This window comes from Cytobacillus sp. FSL W7-1323 (assembly GCF_038595015.1).
In the GTDB taxonomy this organism is placed as follows: Bacteria; Bacillota; Bacilli; order Bacillales; family Cytobacillaceae; genus Cytobacillus; species Cytobacillus kochii.
On sequence record NZ_CP151998.1, the window covers coordinates 3,088,862 to 3,107,479 of the forward strand.

General features: G+C 35.7%; 24 protein-coding genes. 6 read left to right on the forward strand and 18 right to left on the reverse strand.

The window, feature by feature from the left end:
• Positions 1 to 12 precede the first annotated feature (12 nt).
• Both MKX67_RS15600 and MKX67_RS15605 read left to right on the forward strand, forming a co-directional pair.
• Positions 13 to 702: a helix-turn-helix domain-containing protein gene (locus MKX67_RS15600; RefSeq protein WP_342488439.1), complete on the forward strand. Its 690-nt coding sequence runs from the start codon at positions 13 to 15 to the stop codon at positions 700 to 702.
• 84 nt (positions 703 to 786) lie between these two features.
• Entirely contained in the window at positions 787 to 1,032 is a 246-nt protein-coding gene (locus tag MKX67_RS15605; protein WP_095372581.1) for a DUF2626 domain-containing protein, read from the forward strand.
• Positions 1,033 to 1,095: 63 nt separating this feature from the next.
• Here MKX67_RS15605 and MKX67_RS15610 read toward each other — a convergent pair whose 3' ends face one another.
• Positions 1,096 to 2,157 carry an SAM-dependent methyltransferase gene (locus tag MKX67_RS15610; RefSeq protein WP_342488441.1) on the reverse strand — a complete coding sequence of 354 codons (1,062 nt, stop codon included), beginning with the start codon at positions 2,155 to 2,157 and terminating at the stop codon, positions 1,096 to 1,098.
• Complete coding sequence (locus MKX67_RS15615; protein ID WP_095372579.1) at positions 2,157 to 2,795, reverse strand: MBL fold metallo-hydrolase; 639 nt, start codon at positions 2,793 to 2,795, stop codon at positions 2,157 to 2,159. Before MKX67_RS15615 ends, MKX67_RS15610 begins: the two co-directional genes overlap by 1 nt.
• 257 nt (positions 2,796 to 3,052) lie before the next feature.
• On the opposite strand from MKX67_RS15615, the gene MKX67_RS15620 reads away from it, so the two are divergent.
• Positions 3,053 to 3,226, forward strand: coding sequence for a DUF2759 domain-containing protein (locus MKX67_RS15620; protein WP_095372578.1), 174 nt, complete (start codon positions 3,053 to 3,055; stop codon positions 3,224 to 3,226).
• Between the two features lie 51 nt (positions 3,227 to 3,277).
• On the opposite strand, the gene MKX67_RS15625 is transcribed toward MKX67_RS15620, so the two are convergent.
• From MKX67_RS15625 to MKX67_RS15690, 14 genes are all read right to left on the reverse strand, one after another.
• Positions 3,278 to 3,598, reverse strand: a complete 321-nt coding sequence (locus tag MKX67_RS15625; RefSeq protein WP_095372577.1) for an MTH1187 family thiamine-binding protein — start codon at positions 3,596 to 3,598, stop codon at positions 3,278 to 3,280.
• A 66-nt stretch (positions 3,599 to 3,664) separates the two neighbouring features.
• Positions 3,665 to 4,783 (reverse strand): hypothetical protein, encoded by a 1,119-nt coding sequence (locus MKX67_RS15630; RefSeq protein ID WP_095372576.1) that lies wholly within the window; start codon positions 4,781 to 4,783, stop codon positions 3,665 to 3,667.
• A gap of 198 nt (positions 4,784 to 4,981) precedes the next feature.
• On the reverse strand, positions 4,982 to 6,166 hold the full coding sequence (locus tag MKX67_RS15635) for a M14 family metallopeptidase (protein WP_095372575.1): 1,185 nt from the start codon (positions 6,164 to 6,166) through the stop codon (positions 4,982 to 4,984).
• 77 nt (positions 6,167 to 6,243) lie between these two features.
• Entirely contained in the window at positions 6,244 to 7,185 is a 942-nt protein-coding gene (locus MKX67_RS15640; RefSeq protein ID WP_157733935.1) for an ROK family glucokinase, read from the reverse strand.
• A gap of 30 nt (positions 7,186 to 7,215) precedes the next feature.
• Positions 7,216 to 7,422 carry a YqgQ family protein gene (locus tag MKX67_RS15645; RefSeq protein WP_095373646.1) on the reverse strand — a complete coding sequence of 69 codons (207 nt, stop codon included), beginning with the start codon at positions 7,420 to 7,422 and terminating at the stop codon, positions 7,216 to 7,218.
• Between the two features lie 117 nt (positions 7,423 to 7,539).
• Entirely contained in the window at positions 7,540 to 9,000 is a 1,461-nt protein-coding gene (locus MKX67_RS15650; protein WP_095372573.1) for a spore germination protein, read from the reverse strand.
• 172 nt (positions 9,001 to 9,172) lie between these two features.
• Positions 9,173 to 10,711 carry a rhomboid family intramembrane serine protease gene (locus tag MKX67_RS15655; RefSeq protein ID WP_095372572.1) on the reverse strand — a complete coding sequence of 513 codons (1,539 nt, stop codon included), beginning with the start codon at positions 10,709 to 10,711 and terminating at the stop codon, positions 9,173 to 9,175.
• 100 nt (positions 10,712 to 10,811) lie between these two features.
• On the reverse strand, positions 10,812 to 11,003 hold the full coding sequence (locus MKX67_RS15660; protein WP_095372571.1) for a hypothetical protein: 192 nt from the start codon (positions 11,001 to 11,003) through the stop codon (positions 10,812 to 10,814).
• A gap of 46 nt (positions 11,004 to 11,049) precedes the next feature.
• Complete coding sequence (locus MKX67_RS15665) at positions 11,050 to 11,832, reverse strand: DUF92 domain-containing protein (RefSeq protein WP_233435221.1); 783 nt, start codon at positions 11,830 to 11,832, stop codon at positions 11,050 to 11,052.
• Between the two features lie 5 nt (positions 11,833 to 11,837).
• Positions 11,838 to 12,389 (reverse strand): 5-formyltetrahydrofolate cyclo-ligase, encoded by a 552-nt coding sequence (locus MKX67_RS15670; RefSeq protein WP_095372569.1) that lies wholly within the window; start codon positions 12,387 to 12,389, stop codon positions 11,838 to 11,840.
• A gap of 184 nt (positions 12,390 to 12,573) precedes the next feature.
• Positions 12,574 to 12,723, reverse strand: coding sequence for a 50S ribosomal protein L33 (gene rpmG / locus MKX67_RS15675; protein WP_057771568.1), 150 nt, complete (start codon positions 12,721 to 12,723; stop codon positions 12,574 to 12,576).
• 64 nt (positions 12,724 to 12,787) lie between these two features.
• Entirely contained in the window at positions 12,788 to 13,432 is a 645-nt protein-coding gene (locus tag MKX67_RS15680) for a hypothetical protein (RefSeq protein WP_095372568.1), read from the reverse strand.
• A 1-nt stretch (position 13,433) separates the two neighbouring features.
• Positions 13,434 to 14,615: a glycosyltransferase family 4 protein gene (locus MKX67_RS15685; RefSeq protein ID WP_095372567.1), complete on the reverse strand. Its 1,182-nt coding sequence runs from the start codon at positions 14,613 to 14,615 to the stop codon at positions 13,434 to 13,436.
• On the reverse strand, positions 14,612 to 15,046 hold the full coding sequence (locus tag MKX67_RS15690; protein WP_095372566.1) for a hypothetical protein: 435 nt from the start codon (positions 15,044 to 15,046) through the stop codon (positions 14,612 to 14,614). The genes MKX67_RS15685 and MKX67_RS15690 overlap by 4 nt, the downstream gene beginning before the upstream one ends.
• A 273-nt stretch (positions 15,047 to 15,319) precedes the next feature.
• Between MKX67_RS15690 and MKX67_RS15695 the strand changes: the two genes are divergently transcribed.
• Both MKX67_RS15695 and MKX67_RS15700 read left to right on the forward strand, forming a co-directional pair.
• Complete coding sequence (locus tag MKX67_RS15695; protein WP_095372565.1) at positions 15,320 to 15,700, forward strand: hypothetical protein; 381 nt, start codon at positions 15,320 to 15,322, stop codon at positions 15,698 to 15,700.
• On the forward strand, positions 15,697 to 16,143 hold the full coding sequence (locus MKX67_RS15700; protein WP_095372564.1) for an endolytic transglycosylase MltG: 447 nt from the start codon (positions 15,697 to 15,699) through the stop codon (positions 16,141 to 16,143). The genes MKX67_RS15695 and MKX67_RS15700 overlap by 4 nt, the downstream gene beginning before the upstream one ends.
• Before the next feature lie 212 nt (positions 16,144 to 16,355).
• Here the strand turns inward: MKX67_RS15700 and MKX67_RS15705 are convergent, their stop codons facing one another.
• The gene (locus MKX67_RS15705; RefSeq protein WP_095372563.1) at positions 16,356 to 16,946 is read right to left on the reverse strand and encodes a TetR/AcrR family transcriptional regulator; all 591 of its coding nucleotides are present in this window, start codon (positions 16,944 to 16,946) and stop codon (positions 16,356 to 16,358) included.
• Between the two features lie 148 nt (positions 16,947 to 17,094).
• Between MKX67_RS15705 and MKX67_RS15710 the strand changes: the two genes are divergently transcribed.
• On the forward strand, positions 17,095 to 17,865 hold the full coding sequence (locus tag MKX67_RS15710) for a glucose 1-dehydrogenase (RefSeq protein ID WP_307312890.1): 771 nt from the start codon (positions 17,095 to 17,097) through the stop codon (positions 17,863 to 17,865).
• 87 nt (positions 17,866 to 17,952) lie between these two features.
• Here MKX67_RS15710 and phoU read toward each other — a convergent pair whose 3' ends face one another.
• Entirely contained in the window at positions 17,953 to 18,612 is a 660-nt protein-coding gene (gene phoU, locus MKX67_RS15715) for a phosphate signaling complex protein PhoU (protein WP_180316949.1), read from the reverse strand.
• Positions 18,613 to 18,618: the final 6 nt, after the last annotated feature.

The window sequence follows — 18,618 nt, forward strand, 5'->3', positions numbered from 1 at the left end:
GAGGTGAGAATAATGAATGAAACATTAAAAATTACGAATACATTATCCGATCCAACGAGATACTATATTTATCAGTATGTTCTTAAAAAACATTTCCCTGTCACTGTTAAAGAAATTGCTAAAGAGTTTTCTATTCACCCGAATGTTGCTAGATTGCATTTATCAAAACTCGCAGAAATCCACATTCTTGAAGCTAAAATAGAAAAAACCGGTCAAGGTGGCCGACCGAGCAAGCGCTATCACCTAACTGATAGCGAGATTGGACTACATTTTCCTTATCGTAATTATCAAATGTTATCAGATATTCTTCTCGAAACAATGATTACACTTGGGCCAGAAGGAAAAAAAGCATTATATATAACTGGTAAAAAATATGGCGAGAAATTGATGGAGACGGCATTACACAGGCAAATGGTTACATTAGAGGACTCATTTGAAAGAAAATTAGCTCTCGTCATTGAAGCAGCAGAAGTGGCTGGTCTTCAGCCAGAATTTAATTTTGATGGAAAAAAGATCATGTTTGAAATGTTTAATTGTCCCTTTAAAGAAACCGCAAAGAAAAATCAAGGTGAAATATGTCATATGCACTTTGAATTTTTACGAGGCATGTTTGAGACGGTTTTTTTAGATATAGAATTAAGGGAATTGGGTAATATGTTAAACGGGTGTATTTCATGTTCTTATGAAGCTGTCGCAAAATAAAAAACATACTGTTTACTTTTAACCAAGTATTACCTTATAATTATTGAGTAATGGACATATGTGTGTGTTAAAGGAGGGATACATATGGATCGCATGTATAGAGTGATGGGATTCTGGACTGCTATTTTTGCAATTATGTTTTATGTAGGTGATATGTATACACCAGCACTACTATTCCTTGGCCAAACTGGTTTCTTTGTGCTACTAGGCTACTTAAAGCTTACAGAGCGTATGTACATTTATATTTTTGGCGCATACTTGACTGTTGCCTTTATCGGATTCACATATTGGACTGTCTTTATGATGGTACCAGGTATGGGGTCACACTAAAAGCACACATAACAAACATAATAAAAAGAGGATGCAACGTCATCCTCTTTTTATTATGTTTTTTTAAAGGTTCTTTTTCTGAAGAACAAGCTGAAACGATTGGCTGATTCCACTATCCATTAATAATGTTCGAATATCACGATTTTTCTTAGCCTCATTTGAAAATAGGTCTCCACTATGATTGGATAATTCATCTAGAATACCTGATGCAATTAAAAACTCATCTTGCCGCCATTTCTGCATAAAAGTCAATCCATACTTCTCACCAAAACGGATCCACGAATCCCAGTGCACATCATGAGTAATATCCATCTCACCAGCGTGTGTAAGGATATTGGGGATAAGCTGATGTTTCCTGTATCCCCTCAGGCTGCCATCTTTTCTCGTCGGTATTAACCAATCATCGTCCGTGTAACCATAATCAGCTGTCAATACAAGTCCTTTTTCTAACACTTCGCTAATCGATGCACTTATGCCATCCATAAATAATGGAATCTCCATTCTTTGGCCATTGTATAAAGAAATCGACATTTGCTCGATGTATGAAATGATTTCCTGATTTTCTATAGGAATATAGACTTCGGTTAGCCCATTTTGGTTGGAAGTAATCATTATTTCATATAAACAATCATCTTTTTTTTCTACTAAATGAACAGGTAGCGCATCAAGTAGTTCATTAGAAAAAACAAGCCCTGAAAACGTATGACATTCATCTAATGATTGGAGAAAATGAAGTTCTACACTGTGATGTTTACTTAATTTATCCTTTTGTAATCTTCTATGATGAGGGCTTTCATCAACTAATATATAAACTAGCGACTCATCGGTCATCTCTTCCCATTGATTTATAAAGACTTGAGCAAATGAACCATCACCTGCACCAATTTCTAACACGGCTGCAGGCAGTTGATTCACTCTCACCTGCTCTATAAACCATTTAGCGATTATTGTTGCATACATAGGTGTCATTGTTGGTGATGTATAAAAGTCCCCATCTACACCAATCTTTTTATCACCCTTCATATAATATCCAAAATCAGGATGATAGAGGGCTAACTGAATAAAATCGGCGTAAGTAAGCCGTTCCATCCTATTTTCTTCGATATAGCGGATGATTGGATTCATTATGAAAAGCCGTTCAAAAAAGGGTTTGTGTCCATTTCATTGGCAATGGTAGTCACTGGCCCATGTCCTGGTAAGACGAGTGTGTCTTCAGGTAAAGTGAGTAATTTATCATGTATGCTTTGCAGAAGCGTCTCATGATGGCCACCAGGTAGATCTGTTCGCCCAATACTGCCTTGAAAAAGGGCATCCCCACCAAACAGCAAGGCAATGTCTGCGAAATAAATGGAGACACTACCAGGAGAATGACCCGGTGTCTCTAATACTTTGAAGGAAAACCCTGAGATATCTATCTCTTGCTCTTTTACAAATAACTCATCGGCAGGTTGCAAACAAATCGCTGTGCCCATTTGAAATCTTGCTGAACCATTTAAGGCTGGGTCTATTAGCCAATCCTTTTCTTTTTCATGTATGTAAACAGGGATTTGGTACTTTTCTTTTACGTCATCTACTGCACCAATATGATCAAAATGTGCATGCGTTAAAAGTATCGCCTTCGGATTCAATTTTTCATCATCCATTATTTTAATTAGTTTTGTTGCTTCTCCCCCTGGATCAATAATTAAGCAGTCCTTGTTTTCTTTTATAAGAAGATAGCAATTCGTTTGTAATGGTCCTAATGGTAACTGTGCGTATTTCAAATGAATTCCTCCTTGGTTATTTTCTTTTATTGTACACAACTCTATAGTCTACGAGAAGCAAACATCGTTAATGGACTTGATGTATCTTCCTTAACATGTTATTATCTGAAAAGTTCGTAGAATACACCTCGACAAATTTTGAAAAAAAGTATAAAATATGATGTGAATGTAAAAATAAGTATTACATACGGTTCCAAACCTTTGCAAGGAATGAGCATAGACTCATTTGTTGATTGAATGAAAAGGGGGCTATAAACATGGGACTAGTAATTATTACTGGTTTAACAGCTATTTTAGCAATTTTCGGTCTAATCAGTGCACTACGAAACAAAAATCTCCTAGGGATTGTATTCGCTTTCGGGACAGCTGCCGTTTTCGGATGGTTTGCTGTGATGACATTAATTCATAGCGGATTCCCAGCTGTCCATTAAAAGGGGATGTAAATAAAAAGTCTGCCTCTTTAAGGGCAGACTTTTTATTTATCATTCATCCTCTTGTAGCAATGATTCTACTCGTTTAACTTTATCCGCCATCTGACGTTTTACATCTCTACGGTCATCAATGCGAATATTTGTTGCCACTCGCGCTAGTCCTTTTTCAAATGGAACTTCATGCATTGCTTGGATAACCTCGAATAACACTGGTAATTCTCCTTCAATGAGTGTATTCATCGGTGTCAATTGGTAATCAATTTTCCCAGCATCTTTATATTCTTTTAAAACCTTTTGAATATCTGCTACATAAGCTGATACACTTGGACTCTCCGTTCCTATTGGAATAATTGTTACGTCTACTATTGCCATCATGTCATCTCCTTTAAATATCAATATTAGTATGCACAAAATAAAGAGCGAAGAAAATTTATCTGCTCAAGATTCTATAAGTGAAATGACTTCTTTCTCATCTAATAAAATGATTTTATCTAAATAATGACCGTATAAACAAGCATTGGCATTATTAGAACAGGAAAGAGGTTCGTTGTCCATATCTTCTAATAATACGGTCTGTTCTCCCGTTTCCATATCTGTAGCCATGAAATCAAAGCTACCCCGATACGTATCTGCATCTGTACTGTACTCCGGCTTAAAGTATAAAAACTCTTTATCCATCATGGCATATTGTGGAACCATCCAACCGGAAAAGCTTGTTAAATGAGGAACTGAAAAAGATAACACCGATTCAAAGTCGTTATTCATGAATGTGTATTGTGCCTCTTCATCATGATTTTCGTTTACACCAATGGTCACCATTAAATCATTAAATGTATCAACAAAATACACGTTTTCTTTCTTCACTTCCGCCGTTCCAGTCTTTTTTTGTTCTTTTAACTGCGTCACGATTGAAGGTCCAACCGTACTCCAGTCCAAATAAACAAATGAATCAGTACTTAACCAATGGACAAACGGCTCCGCTATAGATATATGTTCCATATTTTTTGTTTCAGCTGATATCAAATAAGAAGTGTAAGACCAGTCCTCGGCAAAACTCGAAACCAATAACTTTGTCGGATCATATTGATTCCAAGAAACAGCTAGTTCGGTGCCATCTATTAACTCCTGCAATATGTAATCACCTTTATGATCCACTATAGCAATACGCCATTTTTGATTACTTGGTTCAGACTGGACAAATATATATTGTTGATCTGGGCTAATATAGACATTATTAATTGGTGCCTCACCTTCAAAAAATAACTCTTGTTCTCCGGTATAAATATTATATTTAAAAATTTTGTTCAATGTTTCATCTTTGTGATTGAGGAATAATAAGTGCTTGGCATCTAACCAGCCAAAGAAGAAAATTTGATCAGAATCTGAAACAGCAAGAGGTATAACTGATTGTTTTGAAGTTTGCTTCTCTGTCATATTCGTTTCTTTTACAGGTGGCTTATCACCTGTTTCATTCACTTGACAGCCAGCTATAATCATTGTGGAAAAAAATAAAAGCAATATGAGCATATAATCTTGGTGTTCCGCTTTGTGCTTCATAAACTTGGCTTGCCCCCCATCGAATTCCAATCTGGCTTCATTCTAGCGCACTTTTATCTGAATAGACGCGAGAAAAAGCCGTTTCCGGCTTTTCTTCGCTCTCTACGAAATTCTTCCTAATTAATTCCCAAAAACATTGTAATCAATAGTAAATTTTATACTGATTATGGAGGAAATACAAGCAACAACTATTTTTTATTAAAGATAAAGTGAAGCCAAAAAGACACCAAGCATTTCTTCATACATGTCTTCATACTGTGATAACGGCAGGGGGTTTACTCCTTTTCCCAGTTCCATCGTAAAGCCTGGCCGTCGATACTCTTTAATAAACCAATCTCTAAACCCAGCGAAACTATCTACATACTGTACTGAACGGTAACCGCTTACTCGTTCAAATTCATCAGCAATGACTTTTGAATCAGGCGGTTCAAGTCCTTCATATCCCCAGTAAAATTCTTCACCTTGTGTGTGAAAAGCTAATAATAAGCTGAAGTTGTTATTCTCAACAAGATTGGCCATCGCTATCGCTTCAGGCTCGGATAACGGTTCATATCCAGGAAAGTCTCGAGATGACGGAACATCTGGCTTTCTTTCTTTTTCATATTCCCACTTTGCGGGATATTGTTTATTCAAATCTACTCCTCTAATATTCGCCTTCCATAGGGAAAAATCATCTTTTTGTTCATTAATTGCTAATATTTCTTCTTTGTAGCCTTCTGGTGGTCCCCCTAAAACCAAGTCAACTCCATCAGGATTAACCATTGGAACAACGGATAACTCAACACGACTATAATAAGGTAAAGTCTCAATTCCCCTTAAAGGTTTTGCATTAGTCATAGATAACAAATAGGCATTTATTAAAGACATGAGGACAGGCGTTGTAATCCATTCATTTGCATGAAATGACGCATTATAATGAACTTGCTTTTCACCTGTACCTATTCTTATCTCATATAAAGGCTTGCCTGTCACCGAATAACCAATCTCATTTATTTTTATAAATGGATAAACTTCTTTTAATTGGTTGAGATCGTCTTGCAAAGTTTTAAAACTATAACTTTTTTTCCTATCCATTAAAGGCATAATCACTCTTGTTGGCACTAGGACTGTTTGATTTACTTGTAGATTTTGAGGCTGTAACTGCTGATTCAATAAAAGCAATGCATCGACAGGAAGATTATTCTTTGATGCTATTTGCCATAGTGAATCACCTTTTTGAAGTTTAATAGTAGATGTATGAAAGCCAGGAATTTGAATGCTTTGGCCAATCTGCAATGAGGAAGGGTCCACTTGTGGATTGCTATCAATGACTAAATTAATTGGAACCATAAACAGCTGACTGTAGTACCATAAAGAATCACCTGACCTAACTTTAATCTTCACCTTTTATCCTCCTCTCCATCAGTTCATACATATGATGAATGAGAAGAAAAGATGACTTACTCACTATTACTGAGCCCTTACCCTATAATTAATTGCTTTGCACTCCAGGCGGCACCTACTACTCCTGCATCATTCCCTAAAGTAGCTAGTTTCAATAAAGTAGACCCTCGCATCTCAGGAAATAAGTTTTCGTCATAATAGAATTGTAATGGCTCTAATAATAATTTCCCGGCTTGAGAAACCCCACCACCGATTATAATCACCTCAGGGTTTAGTATTGCTGCTACATTCGCTAAGGCAATGCCTAATGGCTTCATTGTTCTTTGAACCACTTCCTTAGCAACTACGTCATTCTTACCTGCTAAGTGAAATATATTCTGAACTGATAAATGGTCAACTAATAATGTGTTCTTGTTAGAATGAATGATTTCCTTAGCCACACGTACTATTCCAGAAGCTGAGGCAATCGTTTCAAGACAACCCCATTTTCCACAATTACATCGCACGCCATAAGAAGAAACGGCATTGATATGGCCTATTTCACCAGCAGAACCCCCATTCCCACGCATTAACTGACCATTACTAATAATGCCACCACCGATACCAGTACCAATTGTTAAGAGTACAATGTCTTTGTAGCCAGTTGCGCTACCAACCCAGCGTTCGCCTAACACTGCACAATTAGCATCATTCTCCAATATCACTGGAAGCGCCATGTAATCTGATAGTTCTTTTTGTAAGCGGTAGTGAGGTGACAAATTTATATTTGTTGCTGAAAGTAAAATTCCATTTTTGCTATCAACCGGTCCTGGGGCACCGACTCCAACAGATAAAATCTGCTCTTTTTTTAATTGCGCCCTCTTTCTATGATGTTCAATTGAAGTTGTAATTTGCTCTGCTAAACTGTTGTCTGTATAATCCTGCTTCGTCATTTCTTGCCATTTTAAGTGAATGTCGCCATTCTCGTTAACAAAAGCAAATTTAATTGTTGTACCACCTATATCCACACCAACAAACAAAACAACACCCCCTAGAGAAGTAATGAGCAACTATTTTCTTGTTTTCTTTTTCTCTTTTTCTCTCTCAGCCCTTAAGACTAATAAAGCATCTCGATAGGTATCTACTTCAATTATTTTTGCTTTATATAATTCACTCACTTCAAGCTCCATCATTTCAATATCCAATAAACGTTCACCCATATAAATAATAGCACCATATGCTTTTAACAACTGTTGTACATCATAAAAACTTTTCACATTCATTCCCTCGATTCTTTCTTTCATAAAGCAAAGTATAAACGAAAAAAAACTCTTCCTCAATCATTAAAACATGAGAGAAAGAGTAATTCTAACGATCAAAAGAAAAGTGTTCTTTTATCTATCTGGATCTTTTGGATGCAACATTCTTGGACGTCTATTTTTCAAAGGCATTGGTGAACGTAAAAGGACATCTCTAAAGGCTCTTAGGTTAAAGGGAATAAACGGCCATAAGTAAGGGACTCCGAAAGACTTCATTTTAGACAACCAAATGACAAATAGTGTGATACCGATGATAAAACCATACATATGAAATACACTTGTCAGTAATAATAAAACAATACGAACAATTCGATTAGCTAATCCTAATTCGTAACTTGGTGTAGCAAATGTACCAATTGCTACAATCGCAAAATAAAGAACGACTTCACTTGTAAATAAGCCCACTGAAACAGCCAAATCACCTATCATGAGTGCCGCTACTAAGCCGAGAGCAGTAGCAAGACTCGAGGGGGTATGAATGGAGGCCATCCTCAACATATCAATACCTACTTCAATAATTAAGATTTGCAAAATCAAAGGGATTTTCCCTGCCTCTTCTGGTCCTATAAATGATAGAGAATCTGGTAATAAACTTGGATTCGCAGCAAATAAAAACCAAATAGGTAAAAGGAACAGCGAAGCCCATACGGAAATAAAGCGAACGAATTTTAAATAAGCACCAATAATCGGTTTGTTTCGATATTCCTCTGCATGCTGCAAATGATGCCAGAAAGTAGTCGGTGTTATAATCACACTCGGTGAACCATCCACTATGATACATACATGACCTTCAAATAAATGCGAAGCTGCTGTGTCCGGTCTCTCTGTATACCTAACCATCGGATAAGGATTCCAATGCTGACCAGAAATGTATTCTTCAATTGTCTTCTCGGCCATCGGTAAGCCATCTGTATCAATTTTAGATACACTATCTTTTATTTTATTGACCAACTCAGGGTCTGCAATATCTTCAATATAAGTTATGACAATATCAGTTTTTGAGCGTCTACCGATTTGTAAATACTCCATTCTTAACGTTCGATCTCTTATCCGCCGCCTCGTTAGTGCTGTATTAAAAACTAATGTTTCAACATAGCCATCCCTTGCGCCTCTTACAACCCTTTCAATATCAGGCTCTTCCGGGCCGCGGGCCGGATAAGACCTTGTATCAATTAATATCGCTTCATCTGCTCCATCAATGACCAATGCCGTTTGACCAGCTAATACAGCATCAACAATTGCATCCAGATCACTTTCTGTAGCAATTTCGATATAAGGGATATATCTCTTCATTAGCTTCGGAACAGTATCCTCTTCTAATTGTTCTCTTCCAAGCTGAGCAAGAAATTCCATTAACCGATTCATAATATCATCTTTAGCAAAGCCATCAACCAAATAGATTGCCATGTCAATCCCAGTATATTCCACATCTATTTGTAACACATCAAAGTTTTTTCCGACTGCTAATGCTTCTTTTAAATATGATGTATTGTTAATCAATTCCTTAGATACTTTATGATGTTTGTTTGTTTCCATGAGTTCACCTCATTCAAATATATTCCTAACAAACATCATAGACATACTAAAAAGGAATCATACCCTCCTAAGAGGTTGATTCCTTTTACATTATGTTAAACAACAAGTTTTTTAAGTTTCTAAGAAAAGATGTAGAATTTCCTAGGAAATATTCCCTTCCTGTCGAAATATCTTATTTGTTTTCATTTAGATTGTCTAGTAGCTGCCGATAGTCTTCTGAGTCATGTAATTCTACAGCTTGATCAAGATACTTTTTCGCTTCATCCGTATTGCCTTCCCTTAAATATAATAAGGAAAGATTATAGTAAGCTTCATGGAATTGTTCGTTTACTTCAATAGCAAGATGCAAATGACGCTTCGCTTTCTCTGTTTCTCCTAATTGAATTTCCGCATAGGACAATAAAAAATAAGTTTGTGCGGTTGCACCTTCTTTATCAAACGGAGTAAGCTCTTTAATCATCATTGAGTAATTTTCTTTTTCTAAATAAGTTTGTGCTTCAATCAAAGCCATCTCTTCTTGTGTTTGATCATTAGGGAAATGAAAGCCATAATAGAGACCTCCACTTATGAGAAGAGCCGTGAAACAAGCTATCAATAGTTGAGCAATCCTGTTTCTCTTCTTAGGCAAAAGAACGATTCCCGTTGCTAAGAACCCGCCAATTAAACCACCAATATGACCAGCGTTATCAATTCCTGGGATCATAAAGCCTAATGCAAGGTTAAACACAAGAACAACGATAATGTTCATACCCATTGTGCGGAAAAATAATTTTGGTTTCAATATCCCAAAGAAAAGCAACGCTCCAAAACAGCCAAATATCGCTCCGCTCGCTCCAGCCGATACGTTAGGACTAGTAATAAAACTAAGCAATGAACCCATAAAACCAGATAACAAGTAAATAACTATAAACCTTGTATTGCCCATTATTCGTTCAACAGCAGAGCCTAAATAAAAAAGAGCAAGAGTATTCATCAATAAATGCAGGAAACCAATATGTAAAATGATCGGTGTGAAAAAACGCCACCACTCACCTGCCAAAATAAGTGGATTATATTTTGCTCCACTTTCAATCAGCACCGAGGTATTTGTACTTCCACCTTTCCACTCCAGCCAAAGAAAAGCTAGGACTTGTAGCACAATAAATAGATATGTAAAAATGGGCTTACCTTGATTAAAAACCTCTGTTTCTTCTTTCGCTTTATTTGCTGCTAGCCATAATGTCTGTTTTTTTAAGTTTTCAATTACTTGTTCATCAATATCATCAGATGGTTCTTCTAAAAAGAGAAGAGGTTTCATAAAGTGTCGCTGCAGCTGTTTGGCCACCTCTTCCAGCCTATCCACAGTCATAATGACAGATTCAACCGTTGTCTTCTCCATTTTGGAATGCTGAAAGGGCTTATTAAGCTTATCCTCATAATCGTCAACAGGTACAAATGGTGAAATATATATATTGAGCACAGTCATTTCTCTATGCCTTACTTGTTTTCGAATACGCTCACCATTAAAGGCAACTGATTCTATATCTCTTTGTAACCAGTTACTCCAATCTAAATCCTTCCTTAGCAAACGAATGATTTTTGTCTGTTTATTCTCTAACTTCTCAATCCAGAGTTCATCTTGTTTTTCAGAAAGCTGAATGAAGCGATATTCTTCTTTATGTAGCAGATGATTGGCCAATGACCAAAATAAATAAGCCTCTTTACTATGCACTGTTTTCTCACTTCCTTACAGTTATATATCTTATTATAGTCAATGTTTCTTTTTAACAAAATAAAAAGCCCTTATATAAACAGGGCCAAAAAGTACATTGTTATAAACGTTCATCATTATATTGTGGTTGAGGAAAAACTAGCTTCATTGCTTTCTCTCTTAAAAAAGGGCAATTTAATACGGTAGCAATGATAAAATTTTGTCTCGCTAAAAGACCAACTAGGCGATAACGATACTGATAAATGAAAACACCTGACAATACAAACAGTATCAAAGTCATTATTTTTCCCATTTCATTCCCTCCTGTCTATCACTATTATGCGAATCATTCTCTGCAATTATCCACCTGCTACAGTCACAAAGAACAAAACACCTAATAAACTCGCAAGAGCACAAGATGAAAGGTTAACAAGGTCATTATTAACTATTGTGTTACCGCTTATATGTACCGTTTTACGATTACAATGCCATTTCGATTCGACCACCATATCACAAGACGGACAACGATAAGTTACCTGTATGAAGGCACCTAATAAGGTATCCAAGATATTTCCGAGGAAACCAAAGACAAATATAATAAACATGGTGGAAAAAGATAATGAATAGGACAACATAGCAATAATAGCAATAGAGAAGGAACCCATTATTGCAGCAAAGGTTCCGAGGAAACTCATCGCTCCTGAAGTACCAGGTTCTACCTGCTTAAAATGCTGAATTGACAAAGGTCTTCTTTTACTTAATGAACCTATCTCTGAGGCCCAAGTATCTGAATTCGCACTCGCAATGGTTATTGTAAAAGCTATAAAAAAAATGGGAGATGGAAAAATAATAAAAAGCACACTAAATAATGCAGGTAACCCACCATTAGCAACCACTTGCTGCCAATCTCTAGTAGACCCTTTTTCATGGCGTGCTTCGATTTGTTGCTTCTGCTTTTTCTTGTATTTAGACAATAAGCTTGAACTAGTGAAAAAGAAGCCAAGCAGCAGCAGTCCCCTCCACCCAAAACCTAAGTTAATCAATACACCCACAACAATTGCTGCTATGGCGCCTGACTTTGTAAGAAGTTGAAGAAGGTAGCCTAAAAAGGCGGCAATGAGTACAAGAAAAATAAATATCAATTCTTTCACTCCGTTATTGTAATAATCTTTTGAACAGGTAGATCATGTTGGTCTAATGGTATTTTATTAACCACTTGCTGGGGGAAAGCTAATGAAAGTGTAAAGCCGTTATAATCCACTAAATAACGATCATAATAACCGCCTCCAAAACCAATACGATCACCCTTTAATGTATAAGCAACGCCTGGAACTATTAATAAATCAATTTCAGAAGGCTGAACACTCTTAGTTTTGTCTACTACTGGTTCTTGTAATCCAGAATAGACGACTTCAAGATTGTCATAACTTGAAAAAATCCTGAAATTCATTTCCCTCGTTTTAGGTAAGCATTTTGGAATAGCCACTTGTTTTCCCTCTGACCAAGCCTTATTAATAATTGGAAAAGTATCGACTTCTGGAAAGCGTGATATTGTAAGGGCAACTACTTTGGATTGTTGCCAATGAGATGTGAGGAATAATTGCGATGCTAATTTTTCTGATAGTGATGTATATTGTTCACTAGGCATTTCTGTTAATTGTTGCATAATCATCTTTCTCAGTTGTTTTTTATCCACCATTTAACTCTCCTATACCTCTATTTATAAAAAACACACTTATCTTATAAAAATATTAGTTTCAATCTAGACATATGAAGTAACAACCATCACTCGTAATTTCACCTCTTGAACCTTACCCGGTATCACCCCCGTGATGAAACCATAAAAAAAGAGACAAAAAAAGCAGCAGGAATCTACCTACTGCTTATTTTGTCTCACGGTGTGTTGTAGAACGCTTTTCTCTTGGGCAGTATTTTTTTAGCTCAAGACGATCTGGATTGTTTCTTTTATTTTTTTTAGAAATATAGTTACGATCTCCGCATTCTGTGCAAGCTAACGTAATATTTACACGCATGTCATTTCCCTCCAAACTACTAAGCACTAGTTCGTTTCATACGACTTTTATATAATATCACTTTTTAGTTTGAAATGCTAGTATGTTTTTTTAAAAGTGTTTGATTTACTTGTAAAAGCTGTTTTTGACAATCATCTGTAATTGACCAAGCTTGTCCGTCAATAGCAGATTTCCCTGTTATTTTAACAGTATCCCCACATAAACTAACTACCTTTCCTTTTCCTATTGGATTGTATGATAATGTTTGTTTTCCACCTTTGCCATATGACCATATTTTGTTATTATCCACTTGTGATTGTTGCATAACTGTGTTTTCCTTCATTTTCACCCCGTTCAAATGACCATTCACTAAGAATAATTGGCGATCAATCATGTGATATATCAAGTGTTCAATCGGAGATATAAAAGAAATCTGGTAGTCACACTCTCTTGGATTACTATGCGCCATAAGTACTTTTATCTCTTTACTCGTAGATAGTTCATTGTAAATGTTGAAATTTAACATAGAAATATGATGATCAATTCTCACCTTTTCTGTACGTATCGATAAACCTTCTACTTGATGTTCTCTTCCTTCCGCCATATCATTCATTTCAATCCAATAAACACTTTTACCAACGGCGATACCTAACGTTTGATGCAATAAGTTTTCCTGATTCGACTGATTCCAATATTCAGTTGTGTAAGGCGTTTGCTCAATTATTTTCACTTTAATCACCTTTTCTTTGGAATTTATTGACTCGTCCGTGAATTCTATACACCTTTAACGTTTGTTTCGCTACCGATTGCCAGCTAAATTCTGTCTTGATTCTTTTTTGAGCTGCACTGACGATTTGGCTTCTAAAGTTAGGTTTTAATAGTAGAGAATCTATTTTACTTTCAAGATTTACTACATCTCGAGGATCGAAAAAAAGCCCCGACTCATTTTCAATGATTATTTCACTGAACCCGCCAGTTTTAGCTAAAACTACTGGGAGTCCAGCTGCCATCGCTTCTAAAGCAACTATTCCAAATGGTTCGTACAAACTAGGGAAAATAGCTAAGCTAGCATATTCCATCCAGTTATCACGCTCATATTCGTCAACATAACCAATAAATTGAATCCATTCATCGATTTGTTTAGCACGAACTTTTTGTCTGTAATACGATAATAACGGACCTTCCCCAGCGACAATGATTTTTAAGTTTGTATTTTTTCTCTTTAATTTTTCAGCAAGAGCGATAAGAATATCGAACCCCTTCTCTTCTACCATCCTCCCCAGCGAAAAGAGGTATGGTCTATGTTGGGCAAAATGAAACTGTAGGTTCCTATCTTTTTTCATCGGCTTACTTACGCCATTTGGAATGATGGAAATGGTCGAAGATGGCTGTTGGTATTTATGTAGTAACTCATTTCTCATAAAATGACTACAAACTACAAGATGATCGGCATATGCCATTAATAATTTTTCTTGTCTATCGATAAAGCTTTGACTCTCTGTATGAATTCCATTATGTCTACCTGCCTCAGTCGAATGAATGGTAGCGATAAGCGGTATATCCATTCGCTTCTTTAAAATGATGCTACTCGCTGCAACTATCCAATCATGGGCATGAATCATCTCTATACCATTTTGCTCAATCAAAGCTCTTGCTTTCTCTTCCATTGCTAAATTCACCGAAGCAACCCAATGAAGAAATGATCCAGTTTGCATAAGCGGTGCCACACGATGAATGACTACATTATTTTGCACTTCAAATTCTTCGTCAACTTCATGCCTTTTCACTGTTAGCACATGAACGGACACCTTTTCTTGTGCGAGTGATCTCGCTAATTCACTTACATGGCGACCAAGGCCACCAACAATATACGGTGGGTATTCCCAACTTAACAGTAGAATACTCTCCGTCATTGCTTCACTTCATAATAACTATACCCACACACTTGATGGATCCAGTCAGCACTTATTTCTGATGATAATTTGACAGTTCCCACTCCACTACCTATCTCAGTAGTAAGTAAAGGGAGATAATTATCATCCATTAGTTTCAAACACAGGGTGATGCGGTAAGAATGATATTCTGTTTTAATGGCGTTTCTAATGACCCTCATCGATTGGTATGGTGGAATAAAAAACTCATATAGATCGGAATGATTTTTACTGTATGAATGAAGCTGAATTACTTGCAGGCAACTTCTTATATCTTTGTTGTAGTAGAGCGAGAGGATGTCATATTTTTCTTGCCTAACCTTCCAACTAATATAGATATCTTTGTTGATAATTTCTGTTTTTAAAGGTAATAATCCTGACGAATGTATTATGTGATTCTGTTTACTTTCCATTTTTCGAACCATTCCCCTTGTCAGATTATTCTATACATTAATGTTAGCACTGAATGGCCAAGCCCACAATAAACAGATTTTGTCGGTTTATGCTATCTATCGCTACACTTGTTATTATGATAAGCATTTTTTCTTCACCGACTTATTTCTTCATTCATTCGACAGAAACTATGATATCTTACTCGACAAATTCTATAGGAGATTCTTCAAAGTTAGCACGACTTGTCGATATTTATGGTAGAATAACTTTGATAATAAAGCTTTGAGGTGAGAATGATTATATATATATTTGCTGTTTTATTAGTTATCGCTTTTCTGCTATTTATTTTATCCTTTTTTCTTAAAGATCCTTACCGTTCCTTAAAGGATGAGATTGACCAACTATCTATTCAACATGTAAAAGAAACGTATCAAATAAAGAAAAAATTAAAGCTGTTAGAAGAAGAATTACTGATAGACGAAATCAAACTTCCGAATGACACTGGGTTATCTAGACCTAAGAAGAAGGAAGTTCATGATATTATAAAAAATCAAGTACTTTTACTTCATAAGCAGGGACTTTCCACAGAGCAAATCGCTAAGCAATCTTCTTTATTAGAAGATGAAGTATTGGCCATTATCACAGCTAGTCAACTTAAAGGTGAAAAAGTATGAAAAAATATGTTTTAAGAGGCTTTTCAGCTGGTGTTTTTTGTACAACCCTAATTCTTCTCATTGGTTATATGCTTATGAATGACGAGAACAAGCAAATGATTGATGAGACAGCGGCTCAAGCTTATGTAAAAGAACAAGGTTTTCATGTTTTGACGGATGATGAGATCGATAAACTCATTGAAGAAAAATTAGAACTTGATAAACAACAGGAAGAAGTACCTAAAGAAGAAACTACCATTACAACAGAAATTAAAATCGAAAGCGGTATGCTTCCACAAGAGATTGCGCAGCAACTTGAAGAGGCAGGCATCATCGAATATAGTGAGGACTTTACTAGCTTTTTAAAAGAATTCAATTATAGTCAGAAGCTACGTGTTGGTACATATCAAGTGAATAATCAACAGTCTTATAAAGAGCTTGCTGATTTATTTAGCAAATCATAAAAAACGAATCTCTATCTCAATGGATCTTACTTGGCTGCAATTACACTCTTAAAATAGAGTTAATTACAGCCTTTTTATTATTAAATTACCGAAGAATATAGTTACGATTACCGAACTTTGTTTACATCAGTCCACTTAGAAATTGACACTTAATTCCCCCGCTTGATCTAATAAATAAAAGAGTATGCTTATCACAAAAAGTTCCTACTTCTTTATTTCACTTTGCTAGTAAATGATACAGAATTTACCTTTACATGCAATAAAGATGTTAGTTGTTCAGATAAATAAATGGGCGATTCTTCAAACTCTGTATCAATCCAATGCTTAATAAGCCCTAAAACTGTATATGCCTGGTAATTTGTATATAATTGGTGATCTATCACAAACTTATCATTTCCTCCAAAGTCTATTTGAATATTATGAACATATTGCTTAAGTGCTTTTATAAACTTATTTTCAAATGTATAAGAAACATCACTTTGTAATAGTGACTTATAATAATGTCTATATTTAAATATATGGTTAAATAATTCTTTTGTAGAAGGTAAAACACTTTGGTCAATTTCATAATCTCGTTGATTTGCAGTACTATTTTCCATCTTGTAGATTAGGTCCCTAATTGCTTCGTCCATCACTTCTTTTAGAACTTCTTCTTTCCTATAGTAATGGTAATAATATGTGCTGCGATTAATATTTGCAGTAGTTGTTAAGTCAGTTATTGTAATTTTATGAAATGGTTTTAGTAGTAATAATGTAACCAGAGCATCTTTAATTCTTTGTTCAGTCATTAGATTTTTACTCATTAACTTAGCCACCTCTCCGTGTAACCCCAACAAATAAATACTTTTTTGTTGGTTGTTAAAGAAAACAAAAATAATTATAGTGGTATTGTAATCGATTACAACAATGTTTAAAAGCTATATTCTATAATTATTTAAAGGGGTCTTTTATATGGGTAGATTAACTGGAAAAGTGGCTATTATCACTGGTGCTGCTAGCGGAATGGGCTTGGCAGGTGCACAAATTTTCGCAAAAGAAGGTGCTCAGGTTGTAGCAACTGATATAGTTGAAGATGCTTTAAAAGTGAAAGTTGCAGAGATTATTGATAATGGTGGAGAAGCCATTGCCTTAAAATTAGATGTTTCAAGCCAAGAATCATGGTTAAATGTCGTTCAAACGACAATAGAAAAATACGGTAAAATTGACATTTTAGTCAATAATGCAGGAATTCATATGGCAAAAGGAATTTTAGAAGCAGAATTAGATGATTGGAATAAAGTGATGGCCATTAATACAACGGGTGTATGGCTTGGAATGAAATCCGTTATACCTTATATGCAACAGAATGGCAAAGGGTCAATTATTAATACATCTTCCATTGCAGCAATTGTGGGTGGTGTCGCTGATGCACAAGGTGCAGCGTACAGTGCATCAAAAGGCGCAGTTAGAGCACTTACTAAACATGGTGCTCAGTGGTTTGGAAAAGATAACATCCGAGTGAATTCCGTGCATCCTGGTGCAATCTTTACAGGTATGGTTGAGAAAGCTGGAATTAAAACACAAGAAGAAATGGGAGAGAATTATAAAGGTTTAGCTCCATTACCTCCTTATGCTGGAGAGTCATTGGATATTGCAAATGCATACTTATACCTTGCTTCAGACGAATCTAAATTTGTTAATGGAATAGAATTGGTCGTTGACGGTGGTTGGATCAGTAACTAATTTTTTTAATCAAATAAATAAGACTCACATTCATTTCATATAAATAAAAGAACGAACCTCTATGATGAAAGAGGTTCGTTACTTTTATCAATCATTCAAATCAAATTGCTTACCTTTCACTAAATAGAAGATATGCTCAGAAATGTTTGTGACATGATCTGCTGCACGTTCTAAATATCTACAAACAAAAGATAATTGAGTAATTTGCGGAATTCGCTCAGATTGTTCCCCACTTATTCTCAGTAAATCAACAATCGTTTGCCCATATAAATCATCCACTTCATCATCCATGTCAGCAACGGCTTTTGCTTTTTTAAGATCTTCTTCATTGAAAGCAGTTAATGAATCGTTTAACATTGTTAAGCAAATCGCATGCATTTGTTTAATATGAACAATTGGTTTCACATGGTCTTCTTTCCCAATTCTAATCGTTGATTTAGCAATATTCACAGCAAAATCAGCTATTCTCTCAATATCCGTTGCTATCTTTATTGCGACAATAATTCTTCGCAAGTCAATAGCTACTGGCTGTTGTTTCGCTATTAATAAAATGGCATAATCATTAATTTCTTCGTACAATATGTTTGCTTTTGTGTCATTTTCCATGATCTCTAAAGCTAGTTCTATATCATGATTCTCAAGTGCCTGAATCGATAAAGAAAGGGCATTTTCAGCAAAATGACCTAAGTCTAATAATTTTCCTCTTAATACTGCTAATTCTTCATCAAACTTCTCTCTTACTGGCAATATAAT

Bases quoted from the DNA above. Each gene is read 5' to 3' on its own strand.
- MKX67_RS15600 (WP_342488439.1), top strand. From the start codon at position 13: ATGAATGAAACATTAAAAATTACGAATACATTATCCGATCCAACGAGA.
- MKX67_RS15685 (WP_095372567.1), bottom strand. From the start codon at position 14,615: ATGACGGAGAGTATTCTACTGTTAAGTTGGGAATACCCACCGTATATT.
- MKX67_RS15605 (WP_095372581.1), top strand. From the start codon at position 787: ATGGATCGCATGTATAGAGTGATGGGATTCTGGACTGCTATTTTTGCA.
- rpmG (WP_057771568.1), bottom strand. From the start codon at position 12,723: ATGCGTGTAAATATTACGTTAGCTTGCACAGAATGCGGAGATCGTAAC.
- MKX67_RS15610 (WP_342488441.1), bottom strand. From the start codon at position 2,157: ATGAATCCAATCATCCGCTATATCGAAGAAAATAGGATGGAACGGCTT.
- MKX67_RS15695 (WP_095372565.1), top strand. From the start codon at position 15,320: ATGATTATATATATATTTGCTGTTTTATTAGTTATCGCTTTTCTGCTA.
- MKX67_RS15660 (WP_095372571.1), bottom strand. From the start codon at position 11,003: ATGGGAAAAATAATGACTTTGATACTGTTTGTATTGTCAGGTGTTTTC.
- MKX67_RS15620 (WP_095372578.1), top strand. From the start codon at position 3,053: ATGGGACTAGTAATTATTACTGGTTTAACAGCTATTTTAGCAATTTTC.
- MKX67_RS15650 (WP_095372573.1), bottom strand. From the start codon at position 9,000: ATGGAAACAAACAAACATCATAAAGTATCTAAGGAATTGATTAACAAT.
- MKX67_RS15630 (WP_095372576.1), bottom strand. From the start codon at position 4,783: ATGAAGCACAAAGCGGAACACCAAGATTATATGCTCATATTGCTTTTA.
- MKX67_RS15700 (WP_095372564.1), top strand. From the start codon at position 15,697: ATGAAAAAATATGTTTTAAGAGGCTTTTCAGCTGGTGTTTTTTGTACA.
- MKX67_RS15690 (WP_095372566.1), bottom strand. From the start codon at position 15,046: ATGGAAAGTAAACAGAATCACATAATACATTCGTCAGGATTATTACCT.
- MKX67_RS15705 (WP_095372563.1), bottom strand. From the start codon at position 16,946: ATGAGTAAAAATCTAATGACTGAACAAAGAATTAAAGATGCTCTGGTT.
- MKX67_RS15625 (WP_095372577.1), bottom strand. From the start codon at position 3,598: ATGGCAATAGTAGACGTAACAATTATTCCAATAGGAACGGAGAGTCCA.
- MKX67_RS15670 (WP_095372569.1), bottom strand. From the start codon at position 12,389: ATGGTGGATAAAAAACAACTGAGAAAGATGATTATGCAACAATTAACA.
- MKX67_RS15710 (WP_307312890.1), top strand. From the start codon at position 17,095: ATGGGTAGATTAACTGGAAAAGTGGCTATTATCACTGGTGCTGCTAGC.